The organism is Allobosea sp. NPDC055594 (assembly GCF_053618995.1).
Genome location: NZ_JBSHIO010000010.1, coordinates 99384 through 119577 on the forward strand (window position 1 = coordinate 99384; position 20194 = coordinate 119577).

At 63.8% G+C, this 20194-nt stretch carries 23 protein-coding genes and 2 pseudogenes; 14 read left to right on the forward strand and 11 right to left on the reverse strand.

Annotated elements, in window-relative coordinates; translation table 11 throughout:
- The first annotated feature begins 586 nt into the window (after positions 1-586).
- Positions 587-2347, forward strand: coding sequence for a tape measure protein (locus ACWGRX_RS19610; RefSeq protein ID WP_452118906.1), 1761 nt, complete (start codon positions 587-589; stop codon positions 2345-2347).
- A complete protein-coding gene (locus tag ACWGRX_RS19615) occupies positions 2344-2967 on the forward strand; it encodes a hypothetical protein (RefSeq protein ID WP_452118907.1) in 624 nt (207 codons plus the stop codon). Before ACWGRX_RS19610 ends, ACWGRX_RS19615 begins: the two co-directional genes overlap by 4 nt.
- A 44-nt stretch (positions 2968-3011) precedes the next feature.
- Here ACWGRX_RS19615 and ACWGRX_RS19620 read toward each other — a convergent pair whose 3' ends face one another.
- From ACWGRX_RS19620 to ACWGRX_RS19630, 3 genes are all read right to left on the reverse strand, one after another.
- Entirely contained in the window at positions 3012-3176 is a 165-nt protein-coding gene (locus tag ACWGRX_RS19620) for a hypothetical protein (protein ID WP_452118908.1), read from the reverse strand.
- Between the two features lie 54 nt (positions 3177-3230).
- On the reverse strand, positions 3231-3458 hold the full coding sequence (locus ACWGRX_RS19625) for a hypothetical protein (RefSeq protein ID WP_452118909.1): 228 nt from the start codon (positions 3456-3458) through the stop codon (positions 3231-3233).
- Between the two features lie 75 nt (positions 3459-3533).
- Positions 3534-3770 carry a hypothetical protein gene (locus ACWGRX_RS19630; protein WP_452118910.1) on the reverse strand — a complete coding sequence of 79 codons (237 nt, stop codon included), beginning with the start codon at positions 3768-3770 and terminating at the stop codon, positions 3534-3536.
- 105 nt (positions 3771-3875) lie between these two features.
- Here ACWGRX_RS19630 and ACWGRX_RS19635 point away from each other — a divergent pair, with 105 nt between their 5' ends.
- Positions 3876-4145: a hypothetical protein gene (locus ACWGRX_RS19635; protein ID WP_452118911.1), complete on the forward strand. Its 270-nt coding sequence runs from the start codon at positions 3876-3878 to the stop codon at positions 4143-4145.
- Between the two features lie 16 nt (positions 4146-4161).
- Here ACWGRX_RS19635 and ACWGRX_RS19640 read toward each other — a convergent pair whose 3' ends face one another.
- The 3 genes from ACWGRX_RS19640 to ACWGRX_RS19650 form a co-directional block, all read right to left on the reverse strand.
- A complete protein-coding gene (locus ACWGRX_RS19640) occupies positions 4162-4602 on the reverse strand; it encodes a helix-turn-helix transcriptional regulator (RefSeq protein ID WP_452118912.1) in 441 nt (146 codons plus the stop codon).
- A gap of 144 nt (positions 4603-4746) precedes the next feature.
- Positions 4747-5007 (reverse strand): hypothetical protein, encoded by a 261-nt coding sequence (locus ACWGRX_RS19645; protein WP_452118913.1) that lies wholly within the window; start codon positions 5005-5007, stop codon positions 4747-4749.
- 31 nt (positions 5008-5038) lie between these two features.
- Positions 5039-5287: a helix-turn-helix domain-containing protein gene (locus ACWGRX_RS19650; RefSeq protein WP_452118914.1), complete on the reverse strand. Its 249-nt coding sequence runs from the start codon at positions 5285-5287 to the stop codon at positions 5039-5041.
- A gap of 149 nt (positions 5288-5436) precedes the next feature.
- Here ACWGRX_RS19650 and ACWGRX_RS19655 point away from each other — a divergent pair, with 149 nt between their 5' ends.
- The gene (locus ACWGRX_RS19655; protein WP_452118915.1) at positions 5437-5856 is read left to right on the forward strand and encodes a DUF669 domain-containing protein; all 420 of its coding nucleotides are present in this window, start codon (positions 5437-5439) and stop codon (positions 5854-5856) included.
- Between the two features lie 222 nt (positions 5857-6078).
- Here the strand turns inward: ACWGRX_RS19655 and ACWGRX_RS19660 are convergent, their stop codons facing one another.
- Positions 6079-6654 carry a DUF1236 domain-containing protein gene (locus tag ACWGRX_RS19660; RefSeq protein ID WP_452118916.1) on the reverse strand — a complete coding sequence of 192 codons (576 nt, stop codon included), beginning with the start codon at positions 6652-6654 and terminating at the stop codon, positions 6079-6081.
- A gap of 126 nt (positions 6655-6780) precedes the next feature.
- Between ACWGRX_RS19660 and ACWGRX_RS19665 the strand changes: the two genes are divergently transcribed.
- The 3 genes and pseudogenes from ACWGRX_RS19665 to ACWGRX_RS19675 all read left to right on the forward strand — a co-directional run.
- A complete protein-coding gene (locus tag ACWGRX_RS19665; protein ID WP_452118917.1) occupies positions 6781-7032 on the forward strand; it encodes a hypothetical protein in 252 nt (83 codons plus the stop codon).
- Positions 7023-8228: an integrase gene (locus ACWGRX_RS19670; RefSeq protein WP_452118918.1), complete on the forward strand. Its 1206-nt coding sequence runs from the start codon at positions 7023-7025 to the stop codon at positions 8226-8228. The genes ACWGRX_RS19665 and ACWGRX_RS19670 overlap by 10 nt, the downstream gene beginning before the upstream one ends.
- Before the next feature lie 62 nt (positions 8229-8290).
- Positions 8291-8608 (forward strand): annotated as a pseudogene (locus ACWGRX_RS19675) (JAB domain-containing protein); the annotation flags it as partial.
- 10 nt (positions 8609-8618) lie between these two features.
- On the opposite strand, the gene ACWGRX_RS19680 reads toward ACWGRX_RS19675, so the two are convergent.
- Positions 8619-9524, reverse strand: coding sequence for a PepSY domain-containing protein (locus tag ACWGRX_RS19680; RefSeq protein WP_452118919.1), 906 nt, complete (start codon positions 9522-9524; stop codon positions 8619-8621).
- Positions 9525-9819: 295 nt separating this feature from the next.
- On the opposite strand from ACWGRX_RS19680, the gene ACWGRX_RS19685 reads away from it, so the two are divergent.
- Genes ACWGRX_RS19685 through ACWGRX_RS19695 form a run of 3 tightly spaced genes read left to right on the forward strand, consistent with a single transcriptional unit; the run spans position 9820 to position 13099 of the window.
- Positions 9820-11235 carry a circularly permuted type 2 ATP-grasp protein gene (locus ACWGRX_RS19685; RefSeq protein WP_452118920.1) on the forward strand — a complete coding sequence of 472 codons (1416 nt, stop codon included), beginning with the start codon at positions 9820-9822 and terminating at the stop codon, positions 11233-11235.
- A gap of 52 nt (positions 11236-11287) precedes the next feature.
- Positions 11288-12229: an alpha-E domain-containing protein gene (locus ACWGRX_RS19690; protein ID WP_291640868.1), complete on the forward strand. Its 942-nt coding sequence runs from the start codon at positions 11288-11290 to the stop codon at positions 12227-12229.
- Between the two features lie 42 nt (positions 12230-12271).
- The gene (locus ACWGRX_RS19695; RefSeq protein ID WP_452118921.1) at positions 12272-13099 is read left to right on the forward strand and encodes a transglutaminase family protein; all 828 of its coding nucleotides are present in this window, start codon (positions 12272-12274) and stop codon (positions 13097-13099) included.
- 252 nt (positions 13100-13351) lie between these two features.
- On the opposite strand, the pseudogene ACWGRX_RS19700 reads toward ACWGRX_RS19695, so the two are convergent.
- Positions 13352-13604, reverse strand: a pseudogene (locus tag ACWGRX_RS19700) (transposase); the annotation flags it as partial.
- Between the two features lie 196 nt (positions 13605-13800).
- Between ACWGRX_RS19700 and ACWGRX_RS19705 the strand changes: the two are divergent.
- The 3 genes from ACWGRX_RS19705 (at position 13801) to ACWGRX_RS19715 (ending at position 18328) form a co-directional block, all read left to right on the forward strand.
- On the forward strand, positions 13801-14964 hold the full coding sequence (locus ACWGRX_RS19705; protein WP_452118922.1) for a GGDEF domain-containing protein: 1164 nt from the start codon (positions 13801-13803) through the stop codon (positions 14962-14964).
- Between the two features lie 257 nt (positions 14965-15221).
- Complete coding sequence (locus tag ACWGRX_RS19710) at positions 15222-15971, forward strand: proteasome-type protease (protein ID WP_291647435.1); 750 nt, start codon at positions 15222-15224, stop codon at positions 15969-15971.
- Between the two features lie 188 nt (positions 15972-16159).
- Entirely contained in the window at positions 16160-18328 is a 2169-nt protein-coding gene (locus ACWGRX_RS19715) for a putative bifunctional diguanylate cyclase/phosphodiesterase (protein ID WP_452118923.1), read from the forward strand.
- A 16-nt stretch (positions 18329-18344) separates the two neighbouring features.
- Here the strand turns inward: ACWGRX_RS19715 and ACWGRX_RS19720 are convergent, their stop codons facing one another.
- Positions 18345-18941: an exopolysaccharide biosynthesis protein gene (locus ACWGRX_RS19720; protein ID WP_452118924.1), complete on the reverse strand. Its 597-nt coding sequence runs from the start codon at positions 18939-18941 to the stop codon at positions 18345-18347.
- An 81-nt stretch (positions 18942-19022) separates the two neighbouring features.
- Positions 19023-19292, reverse strand: a complete 270-nt coding sequence (locus tag ACWGRX_RS19725; RefSeq protein WP_452118925.1) for an usg protein — start codon at positions 19290-19292, stop codon at positions 19023-19025.
- Between the two features lie 151 nt (positions 19293-19443).
- On the opposite strand from ACWGRX_RS19725, the gene bcsS reads away from it, so the two are divergent.
- Entirely contained in the window at positions 19444-20184 is a 741-nt protein-coding gene (gene bcsS / locus ACWGRX_RS19730) for a cellulose biosynthesis protein BcsS (RefSeq protein ID WP_452118926.1), read from the forward strand.
- Positions 20185-20194 lie beyond the last annotated feature (10 nt).

Here is a 20194-nt window from a genome sequence, read left to right on the forward strand (position 1 = left end):
CTCCATCGGGTGAGTATATATTAGCTGCCTCCCGCCCCACCACCGCCAATTGATCCGGGAGAATCTACGATTGACTATTAATCAGTAGTTCAATCTAAAATCCAGGTACTAAATCGCGGCTTCTGCGGCTCCCCCATCCATACACAGCACGGCCCTGTGCTTGCGCTGTTCGCCCCCCCCCAAGGGAGGGCGACAGCCGCGCGGGAACTAGGCCGCCTTCAGGGCTCCGCGTCCTCGCAACTCCTCCTCGCCAAGAAATGCTTCCTCACATGACCAAGCATGATCGCGCCCGCAGTCCGGGCAAGTCAGTACTCGCCGAATGCTGAGAGCGTCGAAGCTGGCTTTTGTGGTGCGGAGGCCGGTCTCGACTGCACGTCCCGTCTGAGGACATTTTACGAGAATTGGATGCATCGGGCTCTCCTGTACTAAACGCTGGAAGCCCTATGCTATCAGTAAACTCATTGCTTAACAATCTTTTATTGGCCTTTAGGCCTCAAGATCTGGCCGGCAGCCTAGCACTGCAACCGGAAGGCCCGCCGGCTGGGCGCCCATCGATCTTGATTAGCGCCGCGGCGCAGGAACATTCATGGCAGTCGACGTAGAAAAATTGAGCCTCCTGCTGGAGGTCCAGGCTACCCAATTCAGCAACGCGCTTAAGAAGCAGAACGCGCAGGCTTATCGCCTCTTCAAACAGCTTGAAGACCGCGCTTCGGCGATGGAAAAATCCGTTGGCGGCTCGCTGAGCGCCCTTGGCAAGCGCATCGCCGGCGTGTTCGCCGGTGTAGCGGTCGGGTCGGCGCTGAACGACATTCGCAGGTACGCGGACACGTACACCGGGATCTTCAACCAGCTGAAAACGGCAGGCGTGAAAGACGGCGACCTCGGCGGCGTTTTCGACAAGCTGTTTGCATCGGCTCAGCGCAATGCCGTCCCGCTCGATGCTCTGGCCCAACTCTACGGCCGCGTCTCGCAGGCGCAGACGACCCTGAAGGCGTCTTCGGACGAGATCCTGCAGGTAACTGATATCGTGGCGCAGTCGCTTCGTGTGTCGGGCAAGAGCGCATCGGAATCGTCCGGCGCCCTGCTTCAGCTTTCGCAGGCATTCAGCAACGGCAAGGTGCAGGCCGAGGAGTACAACTCGCTCCTCGATGGCGCCTATCCCCTCCTGCAGGCGGCGGCCGCGGGGATGCAGCAGGCTGGTGGTGACGTTGCGAAGCTCACCGCGCTCGTCAAGGACGGCAAGGTGTCGTCGGAAGGGTTCTTCCGAGCCATCCAGGCCGGCGCCCCGTTGCTCGAGCAGAAACTAGCCGGTGCGTCGCTTACCTCCGCCCAGGCGATGGAGAAGCTCAAGAACGAAGTCATCAAGGCCGCGGGTGAGTTCGACACGGCCACAGGCTTCTCGCGCGGCCTGGCGGTCGCGATCGACGGCCTTGCCGGCTCTATCGGCGGCGTCGGCACGGCGGCCTCCGGCGCCGTAAATGGCGTCCAAGCGCTGATTGCGAAGGTTGGAGAGCTGGCCCGGGCCAATGCAGGCGTCCAGCGCCAGCAGGGGCTGACCTATCAGGAAGAGCGCGCAGCCCGTACGGCGCAGGCGCGCGAGATGGGCACGGCTAACGCCGGCGGGCGCGAAACTGTAGCGACTGAGCAGGCGGCAGCCAATGCCCGCGCTGCGGAGGAAAACCGCAAGGCTCTGGCAAGCTTTAGGCAGTCTGAAGCCGAGTTTGCAAACCAGCTAAAGACGACGACGCTACCCCCAGCTCGCCCTGGCGGCACGGGCAAGATCAACCCGATCGATAACGACAAATATAAACCGGTCGGCAGCAAGGACGGCAAAGGCGGCGGCGGATCCAGCAAGGACACACTCGACTCTTATGAGAAGGCCCTGGTCGCCAGCGAGAAGCGGCGTCAGGCGCTGCTCCTCGAGGCTGAAACCGAGGGAAAGGGCACGTTTGCGAAGGCCAAGGCCCGCGAAGCGCTCGAGCTAGAAACCGCCGCAAAGCGTGCCGCGATCCCGATCACAGAAGAAATGCGAGCTGCGATCGATCGCGCTGCGACGGGTTACGCCAACGCCAAGGTCAAGGTCGAAGACGTTCGCAAGGCCCTCGAGGATGCGCAGGAAGCCCAGAAGTTTTTTGGCGACGCCATCACGGACTCGCTCGGCGACCTGATTGTCGACGGCGAGAAGGCCGAGGACGTCATGCGCAACTTGGTCAAACAACTCGCGCGCGCAGCCCTACAAGCCGCCCTTATTGGCGGCGGGCCGCTTGCCGGCTTGTTCGGGACCAGCGGCAGCAACGGCGCGCCCGGCGGGCTGATCGGAACAATGCAGATGGGATTTAAGCAGTGAGTGCAGTCCAGATATTTCTCACGGACGAGGCGGCGGTCGTGTTCACGGACGGTGTCACCTACAACAATGACCATGGGAACGTGATCACGGCGATCACGACCAAGACGCATCCGCTTCCACATTTGAGCTGCGTGGTCACGAGCCGTGGCCCGTCGGGCTTCTCAGAGGACCTAACGCCCCGGCTGGGGCGCACCTTCCGATCGTTCGAGGAATTGGTCGACAACCTCGCCCTGTCGGTAGAGGTCGCATGGGACAACGCGCCGGACGATGTCAGGTCCTATGGTGGTGTAGAGATCTACGCCGTCGGGTGGAGCCATGAGCGCGGTCGTGCCGAGGCATATGTCGTAACCAACAACCCAGCGTACGGCGGTGGCTGGCATGCGGCGGAGATCACCGACTATGCCTCGGCGCCAGCTGTACCGTTGGCATCCATGCCCACCGACCTCGTAACGGCCGGCATCGCCATTGCCGAGCAGCAGCGCGCCTATCGCGACGAGAACGGCAACGGCGGCGTCGGCGGCTTCCTGCTGATGTCGAGCGTGACTCCGATCGCGACCCATCAGGCCGTTGTGCACCGTTGGCCGGATCGGGTCGGAGATTGCTTGCGGGAAGCGGCTTAGCGGCGCGCTGGCCCGTTACGTCGGATGTAAACGGACGGGCCGGTCTATTTAGGCTTGAGGCCCTTCCGGATTTCCTCAATAGCCCACGCCTTCACCTGCTTTTTGGTTCCGGTGACCTTCTTGCCGTCGTCCGTGTTCTCGACCGTCACCATCTTGGCCAACGCCTTCCGCGTAGGCGAGGCCTTGCTCCTGATCACTAGCTTTGCCACGTTCTCCTCCCCAAACGACGCAGCGTCATCCACCCGGCCGGCGCGGTCAAGGGGCTAGAACTCAACCTTGAGCTGAGCGAAACGCTCGACGGCCAGCTCCACCAGTTCGGCTTCATCGGCGCAGCTTGGTAATAAGGCGATGATGACTTCAGCCAGCCGATCGCGGCCTGCCTGCTCCGTTTCCGAAACGTGTCCGCCGGCTACGATTTCCAGCCAGGCCAGGTAGAACGCACTCTGCGCGCGGGCGAGATCAGCAGGGTCGCTGAGTGATGAAAATGGCATGCCGCCCTCCATCAAACGAGATGGCGAACATTTATTGCGACCGCGCGGAATTCAAGCCTCGAGGCGGTCCAGGCCTCAATGCAGCCCGTAAATTCGGGCCTGCGCCATTCGCGCACCTTCCAGCAGCACCTCGATGTTGGCCAGCGCCTCCGCAGTCAAGTGGAGTTCGATCAGCCCGCCACCCGCCTTCGTGACCATGATGACGGCGCCGCATACCGGCCCGCCCGTGAGAGCGATGTTGGTTGCGTCGGTGATTTCGAGCCGGCGGTTTGGGAGGTTTTCCATGACGCAGGTTAGCACGGTGCGCGGCACCGCGGCGCGCCTCGCACACCATCCTGCAGGAAATCGCCCTCCACAGCTCTCCGGCGTGCTAGTGTGCATCTCAGCTCTGAATGCTGACAGCACAAAGGAGCGATTATGGACCACCATTTTAAAGTCGGAGACCAAGTAAGACTGAATTTCGGTTTCCACGACCAAGATGCCGTTGGAACGTATGCGGTCACCCGCCTATTGCCGACCAGCGACGACGGCGATCCGCAATATCGAGTTCGCGGCATGGACGATCGGGAACGGGTTATAGGGGAGGCGCAGATCAATTGGCCCGGCAGGCCGAACTCTCCCGCCCGTCCCCGAAGCCCTCACAACCCGATTACCGAGATGTTCAACCGCCTGCTAAAGCCGAAGTAGCTTCCATCAATCCTCGCTATTTGTCAGGGCTGGGCTTGCCGCGGCCCTTGCCGCGGGCCTGCCCGATCATCTCGGACTCGTCCGTAAGCGCTCCACGGCGCTCGGCCTTCTGTTCCGCGGTGGCGTCCGAGCCGATTAGGGCTTCGTCTACGGCCTCTGCAGCCTGAAATCGGGCATCGTCCGCGCTGGCCTGCATTTCGCCTTGGGTGGCCACGTGTCGTGGGGATGTGCGCAGAGCGACTCCGTTGCCCGCCGGGTTTATCCCGGGCTCAACGAACTGGACCCCGGCCGATTCTAGAGTGCGCTTGAGCGTCGTCGCAGTTGTCAGGCGTGGGTCGGTTACGCCGCGTTCGATGTTCTTAATCGATTGAGCCGCTACGCCGCTACGATCTGCAAGCTCCGCCTGGGACCAGTTGAGAAGGGCGCGAGCCGCCCTGATTTGTTCGGGTGTCAGCATGAGCAAACAGTGCAGCATAATGACCCATGCGTCAACCTATGTGTACCATTAGATTATACACTGGATTGGCGATGTGGCTTAGCCGGCGCGCAGCATGCTCGTCAGATCATATTGAGAAGCCAAGCGGAACGACGCGCCAGGAAGCTACCGACACCACATCGCGTCGCGCCGGTTCTCATCGACGCGGACTTGGATGACGATCTCCTCGGACAGCCGGCGCGCGATCCACTTCCCAAGCGCTTCGGCGTCCTCAGGGCTCCACACGCGCGATGCGGTCCTGCGGAAGTCGCTCGGGTCGCAGTTTATGTGAATCGCCCTTCCAGACGCGTCGCGGATGATGACGCATACGACCTCACCCTGGCCGTTGCGAAAGCGTTTGACGGTCAATGGCAGGGCAATCGGCATGCGAACAAAATGAGAACATGCCGATTGAGAGTCAAGGGGCTGACGATTTCAGCCGCACGCCAGGCCCACTTCCGATCGCGGGCTCGCCGTCGCCGACAAAAACCATTCCAGCCGCTTCTAGTGCTAGTCGGATGGCAGACAGATTGTTGGCGATGGGTTGGCGTTTGCCGGTCTCATAGTCGCGTATCGTCGAGATACTGACCTTCGCCGCACCGGCTAGATCGGTCTGCGACCAGCCGAGTAAGCCGCGGGCCGCGCGTGATTGTGCGGGTGTGATCATATGCCGCTCTAGCGATTCCTAATTATGGTTGTCAACCAATCATGGGGATAGAAACATTTTTTGTCACTCTCATATTATTTTGTTGACTCCTAGCGCGCTCCAGCGCCTATTGTTTATGTCAACAAATTCATATGATAAGGAGCGCCGCCATGGCCAGCATCGCATACAGCTTCAACCCCAACGCCGTCCCCAGCAGCGGCTACCTGCCCCTGCCGGCGGGGGAATACACCCTTGAGATCGTGGAGTCGGAATACGTCACCAACAGCAAGGGCACGGGCAACATCCTGAAGTGCAAGGGGCAGGTTGTTGACGGCGATTTCGAAGGTCGCCCGTTCTACATCAACTACGAGTTGGAACACCGTGCTCGGACCAAGCAGGAGCGCGGCCAGCGCGACTTTGCCGGCCTGCGGCGCGCCACTGGCGTGCTCGCGCCGGATGACAGCGAGGAGCTGCACTTCAAGGCGTTCCACGTGAAGATTGGCATCAAGGCTCGCAAGGACACCGGCGAGCTTGAGAACGTCATCAAGCAGTACCTATTCGAGCGGGACGACAAGCCGGCTGCGGCTTGATAGACGCCGGGTCGCATGGGGGCTGGGGGCACTTGCACGACCCGGCGTCCGCTGCCGCATCACTGTGGCGCCCGCTAGCGGGCTCCCCGATTCCGGCTGAATTGGGGCCGCGAACGCCCGACATTGGAAGGTGGCGCGCGCGCCTACCCAGCGCGGACGAGGCGAACAAAGCGAGGATTGTGCTCTGCCGCCCCGTTCGATCCCTGAAACCTCGGAGCGGGATCAGTTGATGATCTGGACGATGCGCCGGGCGCCCGGCTCCACCAGAACGGTGCGACCGTTCACCACCGTGTAGCTGTAACCTTGTGCGCCGTATTCACTCGGTACTTCGCGATAGACGATACCGCCCTCGGCCGGGAGGACGGCACCGACCGCCATCGGCTCGGCATAGGTGTAGGACGGGACGCGCTGCTCGACCACATAGGCTCGGAATCGCGGCGTGTCGTCGATCATCACCCCACCGGCCGGATCCCGCTTCAGGGGAGCCTCAACAGTGCCGACGCCGAGTGCTGGATCGCGAGTTGCACCGCCAGTAGGGTCTCGGACGACCACGCCGGAATTCTGTGCGAACGCCATGGCGGGCAGTGCGACTAACGCAAACGCGAAAGCGAGTTTCTTCATCACCAATCTCCCAAGTTGCGTGCTCGATGAAGCAACTTGGCTGCGGCGATGAGGTTCCGGCGATTGACGAGCGAGCGATGCGCGAAATCCAAGCGGCAGATACTGCGGCTGCTTGACAATCAATTGTGTGAACCGGGTGAATAGAAGCCACGGAAACCGGTGCATATAGCTGTTCACGACAGCCCACCGGCGCGCCAACCACGGCTCGCATCAGAGCAGTATAGCTGCGCCGGCTGATTACGCTTGACTTTCGACCGTGCGAATCCGGCAATTAGTCGGCATTCGCCCGCCATGGAGCCCAGAATGCAGCCAGCCAACGACAACTCGCCGCTGTATTTGCCCGAGCAGGCAATCGCCCAGCGCATCCTTGGACCCAAGGCGAAGGTCCGGTGGGACTCCCTTGCGCTCGTTCTGGAGCGCGAGGGCCTGCCCCGTGTAGATCCTCTCACCGGCTGCCGCTACTGGCCGGCTGTTCGAGAATTTCTCGACCGCCGACACGGTATCCGGCAAGGTGCCCTGCCCTCTACGGCTGACGGCGTCGAGGTATGGCAGTGATCGAGTTCCCGGGGCTCAAGCGCAAGCGGAACAAGGACGGCTCGGTTCGCGAGTACTGGGAAGCCCGCGCCGACCTTGCCAAGAGGGGCTATCGCCCGTCGTCCGTCCGCCTGCACTATCCGAAGACCCCGGAAGGCCGCGCGTCGCTCTCATCACACTGCCATCGTCTGCAGGCGGAGATGCTTGCATGGGCGTCACTCGGCCGGCACTCAGCCCCCGGCTACGACGGCTCGATGCTGAGCCTATCGCGTCTATTCCAGACGAACGAAGACTCGCCTTTCCACTCAATGAAGTGGAACAGCCGGGCCAATGTGTTGAAGTCGCTGACCATCATCGAGAAGAGCGTTGGCGACAGGCAGCTTGCCAAGCTGCTCGGGCCGGACTTCAAACGCTGGCACGCTCGCTTTGGCGCACCGAAGAAGCCGGACGCCCCTGCCCGCCCCTGGCGCGCCAAGCACGCTATGGACGCCGTAAGGCAGTTAATCAGCTATGGCGTGACGTTGGGCTACGACGACTGCTTCCGCGCCGATACCATGCTCGGTAAGATCCGATTCCCGACACCACCGGCGCGGTGCGCCGTGATGACGATTGACCACGTGAATGCGGTGCGCACCGCCGCCCACGCCGAGGGCTGGCCCTCGGTCGCCTTGGCTACCGCTCTGCAGTTCGAACTCGCCATGCGCCAGAAGGACGTTATCGGCGAATGGGAGCCCGCTGAAACGGAGGGCGGCATCTATTACAATGGCCGGCGCTGGGTGAACGGACTGCTCTGGTCCGATATCGACAACAACATGATTCTCCGGAAGTCGCACACGAAAACCGGACTTCCTGTCGAGCACGACCTCAAGCTTCATCCGGCCGTGCTGGAAGAAATCGCTCGTGTGCCGTTGGAGAAGCGCATCGGACCGATGATTGTCGCCGAGACGACTCGCGAGCCCTACAAGCATAGGAACTTCACCGATCGCTGGCGGTCCATTGCGAACACCGCTGGCGTGCCAAAGACTGTCTGCAACATGGATGCCCGCGCCGGTGCTATCACCGAGGCCTACGACCTTGGCGCAGCGGAGACGGACGTAATGAAATCGGCGGGTCACCTGAACCGCCAGACAAGCGCTCGTTACAACCGCGGCACGATCGAACAGACCAGTCGCGTCGCTCAGCTTCGCCTCGCAAAACGGAGCGAGAACAAGCCATGAGGGACGCGGTAGGGACGTTTGGGGGACGCGACGCGCAAGCAATTGATTTAACGGCAAAATCTGAGAGAGAGGAACACATCCGCATCCTCTTCCTCGACAAGAAGAACGCCCTGATCGCCGACGAGGTGCAGCAGACCGGCACCGTCGACCATACCCCGGTCTACCCGCGCGAGGTGATGCGCCGCGCCTTGGAACTATCGGCTACAGCCTTGATTTTAATACATAATCATCCATCCGGCGACCCGACACCGTCCGGCGCCGACATGCGCATGACCCGCGAGCTCGTCGACATCGCCAAGCCGCTCGGCATCGCCATCCACGACCACATCATCGTCGGCCGCGACGGCCATGCCAGCTTCAAGGGGCTCGGCCTGATCTGAGCGTCCCGGATCAGCCCGACGCCGCGGCGCGCGCCGACTGCCGCGCCCGTGGACGGCGCTTGCGGAAACGGCGCCTCGCCCAGATGACCAGCCCCGTACCCCAGAGCCCGACCAGCACCAGCGAAAGCAGCGTGTTGAAAGTGGTCCCCAGCAAGGCGTGCCAGTTGCCCTCATGCAGCGCGCGCGACCAGTTCGTCGGTGCCGGCTGCAGCCCTTCCCGGGTCACGACATAGGTCGACAGCCGGCTGCCTTCGTAGATCCGGGCGACCAGGCGCCCGCCCCGCATCCGCAGCGAGGTCAGGCCGGCCAGATCATGGTCGCGCGCAATGGCCGAGACCGCGGCGCGGATCGGCACGCGCTCGCCGCGCGGCCCAGCAGGCGCCCCACCGGTTCCGACGCCCATCACGATGAACAGCCCGGTCAGCGGGCTCAGCACGGCGAGCGGCAGGGTGAGCCAGGCCATTCCGGCGTGCCAGCCGCCCAGCGTGTTGCGCAAGCGCGGCCAGCCCATGGCGACGCCAAGCACGGCCAGGGCGATCATCGCGACGGTACTGGCCGTCACCAGCCAGCCGAGGTCCAGGAGCAGCCGCTCGTGCAGGCCGCGCGCCCAGCCGAACCATTCGGCGAACCCCTCCGTCTCGACCTCCTCGCCGCTGGCGAGGCCGACATCCACTGTTCCGTCCTCTCCGACGCCGGACAGTCGGACCAGCTGGTCATAGGTGCGAACCGAGAGGCCGGTCGCCTTGCCGTCCGGGTCGTGGCGGTCGAGGAAATCGAGCAGTCGCGCTTCGGTCAGAGGCGCCGCCGGCGCCTGGCGCTGCGCCAGCGGCTCGATCGACAGCACCAGCCCCGAGACGATGATTCCGAGTAGAGGCAGAGCGAAAACGAGGGTGATCCAGCGGTGCAAGCGGAGCAAATAGGGCTTCAATCCCATATTGGAATCTTTCTAACCTGTCGCCGCTGCGGACCTTGCGCTCCTCCCGCCAGCCAGGCAAGCGACAGCAACGCCGCAGGCCCCCTTTGGCAGCCCCTGCGCTGCCCAAGGCATGATCGCTCCGCCCTGATCCCCTTTGGTCGGCGCGCCCACCGCAGTCCGGCCACCGTGCTTTGCCCAAGGAACGGGCAAGCTTCGCCGCAACCCTCGGCAGCAGACCTCTTTCCGAAGCCGCGCAATTGCGCATAGGCTACCCGAAACAGGGGAAGAAGCCTGCATGCCGGCGTTCGACGAGATGACGGGGGGAGAAGGCGGATTGCGCTCGGCCTATGTCGAGCTCGACCGCTGGCTGAAGGAAGCGCCACCCGAGATGCTGGCCCTGCGCCGCTCCCAGGCCGAATTGTTCTTCCGGCGCATCGGCATCACCTTCGCCGTCTATGGCGACGAGGAATCGACCGAGCGGCTGATCCCCTTCGACATCATCCCGCGCGTGCTGACCAAGCCGGAATGGACCAAGCTCGAAAAAGGACTGCGCCAGCGCGTCACCGCGCTGAACATGTTCCTGGCCGATGTCTACGGCAAGAAGGAGTGCCTGAAGGCCGGCATCATCCCGGCCGATCTGGTCTACCGCAATGCCTGCTACCAGCTGCAGATGGTCGATTTCCAGGTGCCGCACGGCATCTACTGCCACATCGCCGGCATCGACATCGTCCGCGTCGACGCCGACACCTTCTATGTGCTGGAGGATAATGCCCGCACCCCGTCCGGCGTCTCCTACATGATGGAGAACCGCGAGGTGATGCTGCGGCTCTTCCCGGAGCTGTTCGCCACCCACCGCGTCGCGCCGGTCGACAATTACCCCGACCAGCTGCTGGCGACGCTGCGCTCGGTCGCGCCGCGCAGCGCTTCCTCCGACCCGACGATCTGCCTTCTGACGCCGGGCCAGTACAATTCGGCCTTCTACGAGCACTCGTTCCTGGCCGACAAGCTCGGCGTCGAGCTGGTCGAGGGCTCGGACCTGCTGGTCAAGGACGACGTCGTCTACATGCGCACGACCCAGGGGCCGAAGCGTGTCGACGTGATCTACCGGCGCATCGACGACGACTTCATCGACCCTCTGGTCTTCCGCGGCGATTCCGTGCTCGGCGTGCCCGGCATCATCGGCGCCTACAAGGCCGGCAACGTCACCCTCGCCAATGCGGTCGGCACCGGCGTCGCCGACGATAAGGCGGTCTACAGCTACATGCCCGAGATCGTGAAGTTCTTCACCGGCGAGGAGCCGATCCTGAAGAATGTCCCGACCCATCGCTGCCGCGAGCCCGAGGCCAACGCCTATGTGCTCGACAATCTCGAAAAGCTGGTGGTCAAGGAGGTCAACGGCTCCGGCGGCTACGGCATGCTGGTCGGCCCCCATGCCAGCAAGGCCCAGATCGAGACCTTCCGGCAGAAGCTCAAGCTCCAGCCCGAGGGCTTCATCGCCCAGCCGACGCTGGCGCTCTCGACCTGCCCGACCTTCGTCGCCTCCGGCGTCGCGCCGCGCCATGTCGACCTGCGGCCTTACGTGCTCTCGGGCGCCAACGGCATTTCCTGCGTGCCCGGCGGGCTCACTCGCGTCGCCCTCCAGGAAGGCTCGCTGGTGGTCAATTCGAGCCAGGGCGGCGGCACCAAGGACACCTGGGTGCTCGACGCATGAGGATGCCCGCTTTCACCTGTCTTCGAGTCCTCCCGGAATCCCGGACCTGACCATGCTTTCGCGCACCGCCGACAGCCTTTACTGGGTCTCGCGCTATGTCGAACGGGCCGAGTATCTCGCCCGCATCCTCGACGCCACGACCCGCCTGACCAACCTGCCCTCCGCCTATGGCGGCGCCGGCACCGAATGGCAGAGCGCCGTCGCCACCGCCGGCTGCGAGGATGCCTTCGCCCTCGCCTATGACGAGGCGAACGAGCGCAATGTCTGCGAGTTCCTCACCTTCAACCCGGATAATCCATCCTCGATCCGCAACTGCTTTGCCCTCGCCCGCTCGAACGCCCGTGCGGTCCGCACCGCGCTGACCTCGGAAATGTGGGACGCGCTCAACGGCGCCTGGCTCGAACTCCAGCGCTTCGAACGCAAGCGCATGGACCGCGAGGAGTTCGCCCGCTTCCTCGACTGGGTGAAGAACGTCTCGCTGGTCTTCGACGGCTCGGCCTACCGCACCATGCTGCGCGATGACGGCTACTGGTTCTCGCGACTCGGCGTGCATCTCGAGCGGGCCGACAACACCGCCCGTATCCTCGACGTGAAGTACCATCTGCTTCTGCCGGAGACCGAGCAGGTCGGCGGCTCGCTCGACTATTTCCAGTGGACGACGATGCTGCGCGAGGTCTCGGCACTGACCGCCTATCACTGGGTCTATCGCGAAGCGGTGAAGCCGGTGCTGATCGCCGATCTCCTGATCCTCAACAAGCGCATGCCGCGCTCGCTGGCGAGCTGCTATGAGAGCATCTCGCGCTTCCTCGACCAGATCGGCGATGCCTATGACCGGCACGGCCCGGCCCAGCGCCAGGCCCGCAAGACCCTGGCCAGCCTGTCGAACATGCCGATCGACGCGGTGATCCGGCGCGGGCTGCACGAATTCATCGAGGACTTCATCACCGAGAACAACCGCCTTGGTGCGATCATCGTCGACCAATATCTGCAATAGGCCATTGGCCACCGACGGAACCGAGGACCTCAAGCAGCCGCCATGCGTATCCGGATCTCGCACAGCATCGCCTATGCCTATGCCGAGCCGGTGCGCCAGCTCCGGCAGGTGCTGCGGCTGACGCCCCGCGACCATGACGGCCAGCATGTCATGTCCTGGCGGATCACACCGAACATCGACGGCCGGCTGCGTTCCAGCCAGGATCCGTTCGGCAATCTCGTCCATGATTTCTCGGCCGACGGGCCGATCGAGAATTATGCGATCGAAGTCAACGGCATGGTCGAAACCATAGATCTCGCTGGGGTCATCCGGGGCGTGGTCGAGAAGGTGCCGCCGGCCGTGTTCATGCGCGACACCAGGCTGACCGAGCCGAGCGCCGCTCTGCGCGACCTCGCGACCGAGGCGGCGGCCGGGGGCGGCAGTGAGCTCTCGCGCCTGCACGCATTGATGGAGACGCTGCACGAAAGAATCACCTGCGTGCCGACCGGAGAGCGCCTCGGCATCGGCGCCGGCGCCTGCCTCGAAGCGGGCGAAGGCATCCCGCAGGATGTCGCACATGTCTTCATGACCTGTGCCCGCTCGCTCGGTGCGCCCGCCCGCTATGTCTCCGGCTATGTCGCGGAATCGCAGACGCTGCCCCATGCCGGCGGGGCCCATGCCTGGGCCGAGGCTTATTTGCCGGATTACGGCTGGATCGGCTTCGACTGCGCCAACGGGCTCTGCCCGATCGACACCCATATCCGCGTCGCGACCGGTCTCGACTATGCCGACGCGGCGCCGGTCCGCGGCGCCCGCACCGGCGGCAATGGCGAGAGCCTGCTGGTCGAGGTTCGCGCCCAGGCCGCCCGGCCGCGCCAGCAGGGGCAGTGACGGCCTCGGCATCGGATTGGAAAGTGGAGCCCGTTCTTCAGAAAGATCCGACACCCCGACAAGATTGATCGCCATCTTGCAACCGGTCGGGCGCACGGCGATCCAGACTCGGGACTCGTTGGTCAGAGCCAGAAGACGAGGGCTGCGGCGATACGGATTGTCGAGAAGAAAGTGTAGGCGCATCGATCGTAGCGCGTGGCGATCGGCACCAGTCCTTCAGCTTGGCGAAGAGGTTCGATTCTGGGGCTTCGGCCCTTCGCCGGCAAATCCGGCGAAGATGCGATTGAAGATGCCGAGCCGGCTCCAGCGGGTGAAGCGGTGGTAGAGCGTCTTGCGCGGAGACCGTAGCCCTTGGGGGCGTCCCTCCATTGCAGGCCGTTGCGGATAACGTCGACGATGCCGCTCACCACGCGCCGGTCATCGACCCGCGCACGCCATGCGAGAGCAGAAAATGCGGCGCGGTGCGCGCCATCTGGCGCTCGCTCAGCAGAAGTAAATCATCGATCACGGCATAGCCCGGGACATCACGAATCACATCTCGAGCCAAATCAATAGATATTGAACCTAGATTGCCTCTTACATTACGGCACGAGCTGCCGTTTACCATGATACTTTACTGATACGACACCCAAGCCGTGTTGTGCTCAGCCCAAGATCCAACGGACGGAGTACCGCGGTTTTGCCGCGCCAGCGTGTGGGCAATGAGCTACGTGGTAATAGGGGTGCTCAACCCCGCGATGTCGGCGATTTTGAGCATCAGCTTGCTGGCGCTCTGGTGGCACCAGCGTCGACTTGCTTACATCATGATTTTTGCCTCGTCATATGCGGTACGCGCCATTTGCTTCATCGTCGTATTCGTCGCGCTGCGCGAACAGGCCTCGCCACTCCGCCTAGTCAGCAACGCATTGATTTTGCTGACGATGGGGCTTCTGTCGATAGGCGTAGCGCAGAAATTCGAACGGCGCCCCCGCTATGTACTTTTGTCGATCATCGTGTTTTCAACCCTGCCCGGCCTCGGGTTCTACACGCTTGTGCACGACAGTTTGGTGGCGCGCGGCGCTATCATAGGCGCCGGCCTCGTTGCCATATGCCTGACGATGCTGGCCGATATGCCGAAGCGGCCGCGACGCACGCCCGTAGAGGCGCTACTGTTTTGGCTCGTCGTGGTGACCGCCGTCGCCTTCGGCTGCAGACCGCTATTTGCAATGCCGAGTATTGTTGGCGAAGATTTCGAAAGTGCCTATTGGCTGGCCATCTCGATATCCGACACACTGATATGCTCGACACTGGCTGTCGGCATTTTCGCGATCATTGCCGTGGACGTCACGGAAGAGATGCGATCCGAGGCTGAAAATGACTCTTTGTCAGGATTGCTCAACCGGCGCGGTTTCGAGCGTCACGCCAAGGCATTCCTGCATGCGCAGTCAGATCTGGACACATCCGTTCTGATCGTGAGTGATCTCGACCTGTTCAAGTCGATCAATGATCGCTGCGGGCATGCGACTGGCGACAGGATCATCCAGGTTTTTGCGGAACTACTCACGCAAAAATCGCCGTCGGGGGCAATACGCGCACGACTGGGCGGTGAAGAGTTCGCCGTTTTGTTGCCGTCCTGTGACCTGAGCACGGCCCATCAAATTTCCGAGGGCATCAGAGTGGCCTTCAGGGCTGTTGCACCTGCTGTCGTTCAGGACGTACTGCGCCCGACCGCAAGCTTTGGGATTGCCGTCGCTACCGGGGCCGAAGGGTTGGACGCTTTGCTGGATCGGGCCGACCAAGCTTTGTACCGAGCCAAGAAAGAGGGGCGCGATCGCGTTCGTGACTTGGAACAGCACTTTCACGGCAAGCGGTCGGTCGCTGGGTGAACATTTCCAATCGGGCGGGACGAAGTGACATGGGCAGCCGATAGCGACTGCCGATATTTGGTGGCTGCCTCCCGAACAGCCCAAGAACACCTGCGATGACGATGCGTAGCCTATTCTCGATATGTGAAGGGTCTTGGAGCCGGCCTCGGTGCGCCGAACATCCGCTACCGCCTTGGTAGGTATTGAGCCTGGGCGCATTGTCCTCGCCATGAGCGCCTGATACCAGCCATACGCGCCCCGCTCCGGAGACCCGTCACGTGACCTATTGCGCCGGCATCCTCGTCCAGGACGGTCTCGTGATGATCGCCGACACGCGCACCAATGCCGGACTCGACGACATCTCGACCTTCCGCAAGCTCCACGTCTTCTCCTGGCCGGGCGAGCGTACCCTGACGCTCGCCACCGCCGGCAACCTCTCCCTCACCCAGTCGGTCGTCAGCCTGCTGCACGAGGGCGTACCGAATCCGGAGACGGGCGAGCCCGAGACGCTGCAGAATGCGCCCTCGATGTTCCGCGCCGCCCAGCTCGTCGGCCGGGCGGTCCGCCGCGTGCGCGAGACCGATGGCGATGCGCTGCGCGATGCCGGCGTCAAATACGACATGTCGCTGCTGTTCGGCGGCCAGATCATCGGCCAGCCGATGCGGCTGTTCATGATCTACTCGGCCGGCAACTTCATCGAATGCGGCATGGATTCGCCCTTCCTGCAGATCGGCGAGCACAAATACGGCAAGCCCATCCTCGACCGCGCCGTGACCTTCAGGACCGATCTCTATGACGCACTGAAGGTCGGTCTGATCTCGATGGATTCGACCATGCGCTCGAATCTCGGCGTCGGCCTGCCGATCGACCTGATCATGCTCCGCCGCGACGCGGAAGCACCGGAACTCAACCGCCGGATCGAGGCCGGCGAGCCCTATTTCCACGATCTGCGCGAGCGTTGGTCGGCTGCACTGCGCGCCGCACATATGGCGATTCCGCGCCCACCCTACGAACCGACGGAGAGCTGAGCGCGAGCCGCCAGGCGGCTCCGGACGCCCATTCTCGGCAGCGCGACAACGATTTCGCGCACTTCGTCAGCATCGCTGGAAACCCGATGGCAAGATTCGCCTGTCAGGATGGATCATCTGCGCGCCCGGACAGGTGGAGCATTTTGCAGCTTTCTGCTCGTTTGCCCAACATGAATTCGTCAGCTCGGATGCTGACGAGCACGGTGGCAACCCTGGCCTGTGCCTTCGCATTCGTCAGCGCGGCCGCCGTGGGCGTCATCGTCGCGATCATGCTCGATGCAAACCGCGTCGAGGCGGAAAGACAATATGATCGCGTCGAAGCGGCGATCGAAAGCCAGGTTCGGCTGCGCCGCCATCGCCTCGAAAACCTGGCCGATGCCGGGCTGCTCCAGCCGATCTTCGATGCGAGCCTGCCGCGCCCGGCCCTGCAATGGGGTTTCGCGCGATTTGCCAGCCGCTTCCTCGATTTTGACGGCGCCTATCTCGTCACCGCCTCGGGCAAGGTTCTCGCCGGCGTCGAAGGCGGCCAGGCCGCCGGCCAGGCCGGCTATGAAGGCTTGCGTCATTTCGCCGCCGAACTGCCTGGCGCGATGGCCACGACCACGCATGCAACCCCAACCGCGACGAGCGGACCGCTGAACGCCTTTCTCAGGTCTGATGGCCAGGAGACCTTGGGCGTTGTGATCGCTGATCTGAGAGCGGCCAGCATGGCTGGCGCGAGGACCTCCTCCCCTGCCGGTCCCGCCTATCTCGTCGGCTATCGCCGCACCACCGCGTCACTCCTCGAAGATCTGGCCCAGCGCTACCGTGTCCCGAATGTGCGGATCGTCGGCGAGCGTCCGCCCGACCGCTTGACTCGCCGCGATATCGTTTCGGCGGACGGCGCCATCAGAGCATGGCTGACCTGGACGCCGGACCGGCCTGGTGACGCGATGATGCGGCAGTTCTTCTGGGCCCTTGCCGGGGTCGGGCTGCTCTTCATCGCGATCTTCGCCTATGTTTTCCATCGCCTGCGCCACGCGGGTACCCAGATCACCCTTCGAGAGCAGCAAATCCAGCGTCTGGCCGGCCAGGACGAGCTATCTCACCTCCCCAACCGCCGCACCTTCGATCTCAGACTCGACCAGGAACTCGCCCAGCTCGGCCGTACCAAGAGCGGGCTCGCAGTCCTGATGCTCGACCTCGACCGCTTCAAGGCCGTCAACGACACCTATGGCCACAATGCCGGCGACGAGCTGATCCGGCAGGTCGCGAAACGCCTGACCACCATCCTGCGCGTCGGCGACACGGTCGCCCGGCTCGGCGGCGACGAGTTCGGCATCATCCAGACCCATATGAACGAGCCCGGCGCCAGCGCAGCGCTCGGCCAGCGAATCCTCGATTCGCTCACGGAGCCTTTCGAGATCGCCGGCGTCGCCGTCACCATCGGCTGCTCCATCGGAATCGCCCACGGCCCGCAGGACGGCGCTGACCGTGGCACGCTGATGCGCCTCGCCGATACCGCCCTCTACCAGGCCAAGAACGAGGGACGGAACCGCTACTCCTTCTTCGAACCGCAGATGAACCGGGCGCTCCAGGTCAAGCGCATGGTCGAGGAGGACCTGCGCAACGCGATCAACCGCGACGAGCTTCTGCTGCACTACCAGCCTCAGGTCTCGATCGACGGCGCGACCATCGTCGGCGTCGAGGCGCTGGTGCGCTGGCCGCACCCGGTGCACGGCATGATCCCGCCCTCGGAGTTCATCGGCATCGCCGAGGAGCGCGGCCTGATCATGCCGCTGAGCGAATGGGTGCTGCGCCGCGCCTGCGAGCAGGCGCTGAAATGGCCGGGGATCAAGCTCGCCGTCAACGTCTCGCCGATCCAGTTCCGCCACAAGGACTTCGTCGCCAGCGTCATCCGCATCCTCGACGAAACCGGTTTCGACCCTGGCCGGCTCGAACTCGAATTGACCGAGGGCGTCGTGGTCGAGGACGCCGACGCCGCCGAGAACGCGATGATGGACCTGCGGGCGCATGGCATCGGCCTGGCGCTCGACGATTTCGGCACCGGCTATTCGAGCCTGATCTATCTGCGCCGCTTCGCCTTCGACAAGATCAAGATCGACCGCTCCTTCCTCGAATACATGGAGACGACCGGGGAATCCGCCATTCTCGTGCATTCCGTCGTGCATCTCGGCCGCGCGCTCGGCCTGCGCGTCTGTGCCGAGGGCGTCGAGACCACGGAGCAGCACCGCTTCCTTCAGGCGGTCGGCTGCCACGAACTGCAGGGCTTCCTGTTCTCCAAGGGCGTCCCGCCCCGCGAGATCGACCGGCTGCTGGCGCTCGACCAGCCCTTCGAGAAGCAGCTCGCCGCCTGAGCGGCGCTCGAGGCTCTCAGAACAGGCTGGCGATCGAGCTCACCAGCGCATAGGCGAAGCCTGCCGAGAGCGCGAGGCCGATTGCCCCGACCACGGCTCCGCCGACGATCAGCACGCCGTCACGCTCGACCAACCCGAGCCCGACCAGGCAGACCGCGAGGCCGAGCGGAATCTGGCCGATGAACGGCGCCGCGACCACCAGTCCGAGCGCCAGGACGAGCAGCAGCACGCCGAGCAGCGCCAGCGCGAACGGCCCCCTCAGCATCATCATGCGCGGCTTCGAGAAGCGCTCGAGCCGGATCAGCGGCGGCAGCGCGCGTGAAACCGCCCGCGCCAGATCGGCCTGGGCGATGCTGCGCCGGAGCAGACGCTGCGGCAGCCAGGGCGTGGTACGGCCCATCAGCATCTGCATCGCGATGAAGGCCAGGACCAGGCCGCAGACCAGCGGGATCGGCGGCGGCATCGGCAGGCAGTTCGGCAGGCCGAGCAGCACGATGAGCAAAGCATAGGCCCGGTCGCGCAGCGCCGCGACGATGTCGCCGACGGCGATGCGCGGGCCGGGAAGGCTCGCGAGCGCATGCAGCAGGCCGGAAGTGCGCAGGGGAGAGGACAAGCTGTATCGCCGGGCGAAGGGCTGGAGCTGCGCCCTAGCATGGCGGGCGCAGGACCAACAACCCCGCCGCGGCGCACGGCGTCAATGCAGGGTCAGCACGCCGTTGACGCTGACGATCTCGGCCGGACGGATCAGGCGCGCATGCGCCACCGTCACCGAATGCAGCGGTCCCTCGAGCTCGCGCCGCCAGAAATCCAGGAAGGCACGCAGCTCGGGGAAGCGTGGCGCCAGATCGTATTCCTGCCAGACGTAGCTCTGTAGGAAAGTCGGATGATCCGGCAGGCGGTAGAGGATATTGGCCGTTGTCAGACCGTAGCCGGCGAGCTGGCGGATGAAATCTTTCGATGCCATGACACGATGCACTCCTCTGCGAGAAGAAGGCTGGCCGATGCCATCAGGCTGCGCCGTCATGGTTAACAAAAACTTGCAAGAATTTCATCTGCTGCCAGACTTCCTCTCCGTAGCGTGATCGGCCGTTTTCAAGAGCCGAGGGGGCGTAGGCGTGGCGTGGGGCGTCACCGAGCGGGCGAAAGGGCTTTCGGGATCCGTCATCATTGCGACGGCAGCCCTCGCTTCCGCTCCGACGTCGGCCGACAGCACCCTGCATGAGCGTACGCCGCTCTCGATGGTGATCTTCGCCTCATTCGACACCGACCGCAGCAAGCTGCACGGTTCGGTCGGCTTCAAGCGCGCCTTCGGGCAAGGCGGGCTCGACGCCAGCGGCTTCCGGCTCGGGCTGAAATGGGGCGAGAGCATCGAGCCGGCCGAGCACAGCCCGGCACGCGGACGCATGGTCAAGACCGAGGTCCATGCGCTGCTCGGCTATGAATGGCGCATCGGCGACCTTTTCCTGGCGCTGTCGGCCGGACCGGAGCTGGAGGCGGTCTTCAGCGAGACGAGGACCCGCACGCGGTTCAGCGACCGCATCGGCGGCCGGCTGCAATTCGATCTCTGGGCGACCCCGCTGGAGAACCTGCTGCTCCAGGCCAATGCCTATGCCGCGACGCTGGACCAGCGCTTCTGGCTCAGGCTTTCGCCGGGCTGGAAGCTCGCCCCCGACCTCTATCTCGGCCCCGAGATCGAGTTCTACCGGCAGCAGGACTATCACAAGCTCAGACTGGGCCTGCACCTCACCGGTTTCAGGCTGTTCAGCCTGAACTGGCGCCTCGCCGCCGGGGCGCAGCAGACCAGCGACCAGCCGAATGCGGCCTATGCGACGCTCGGAGTCTACTGGAAGCGCTGAAGCGCCTGCC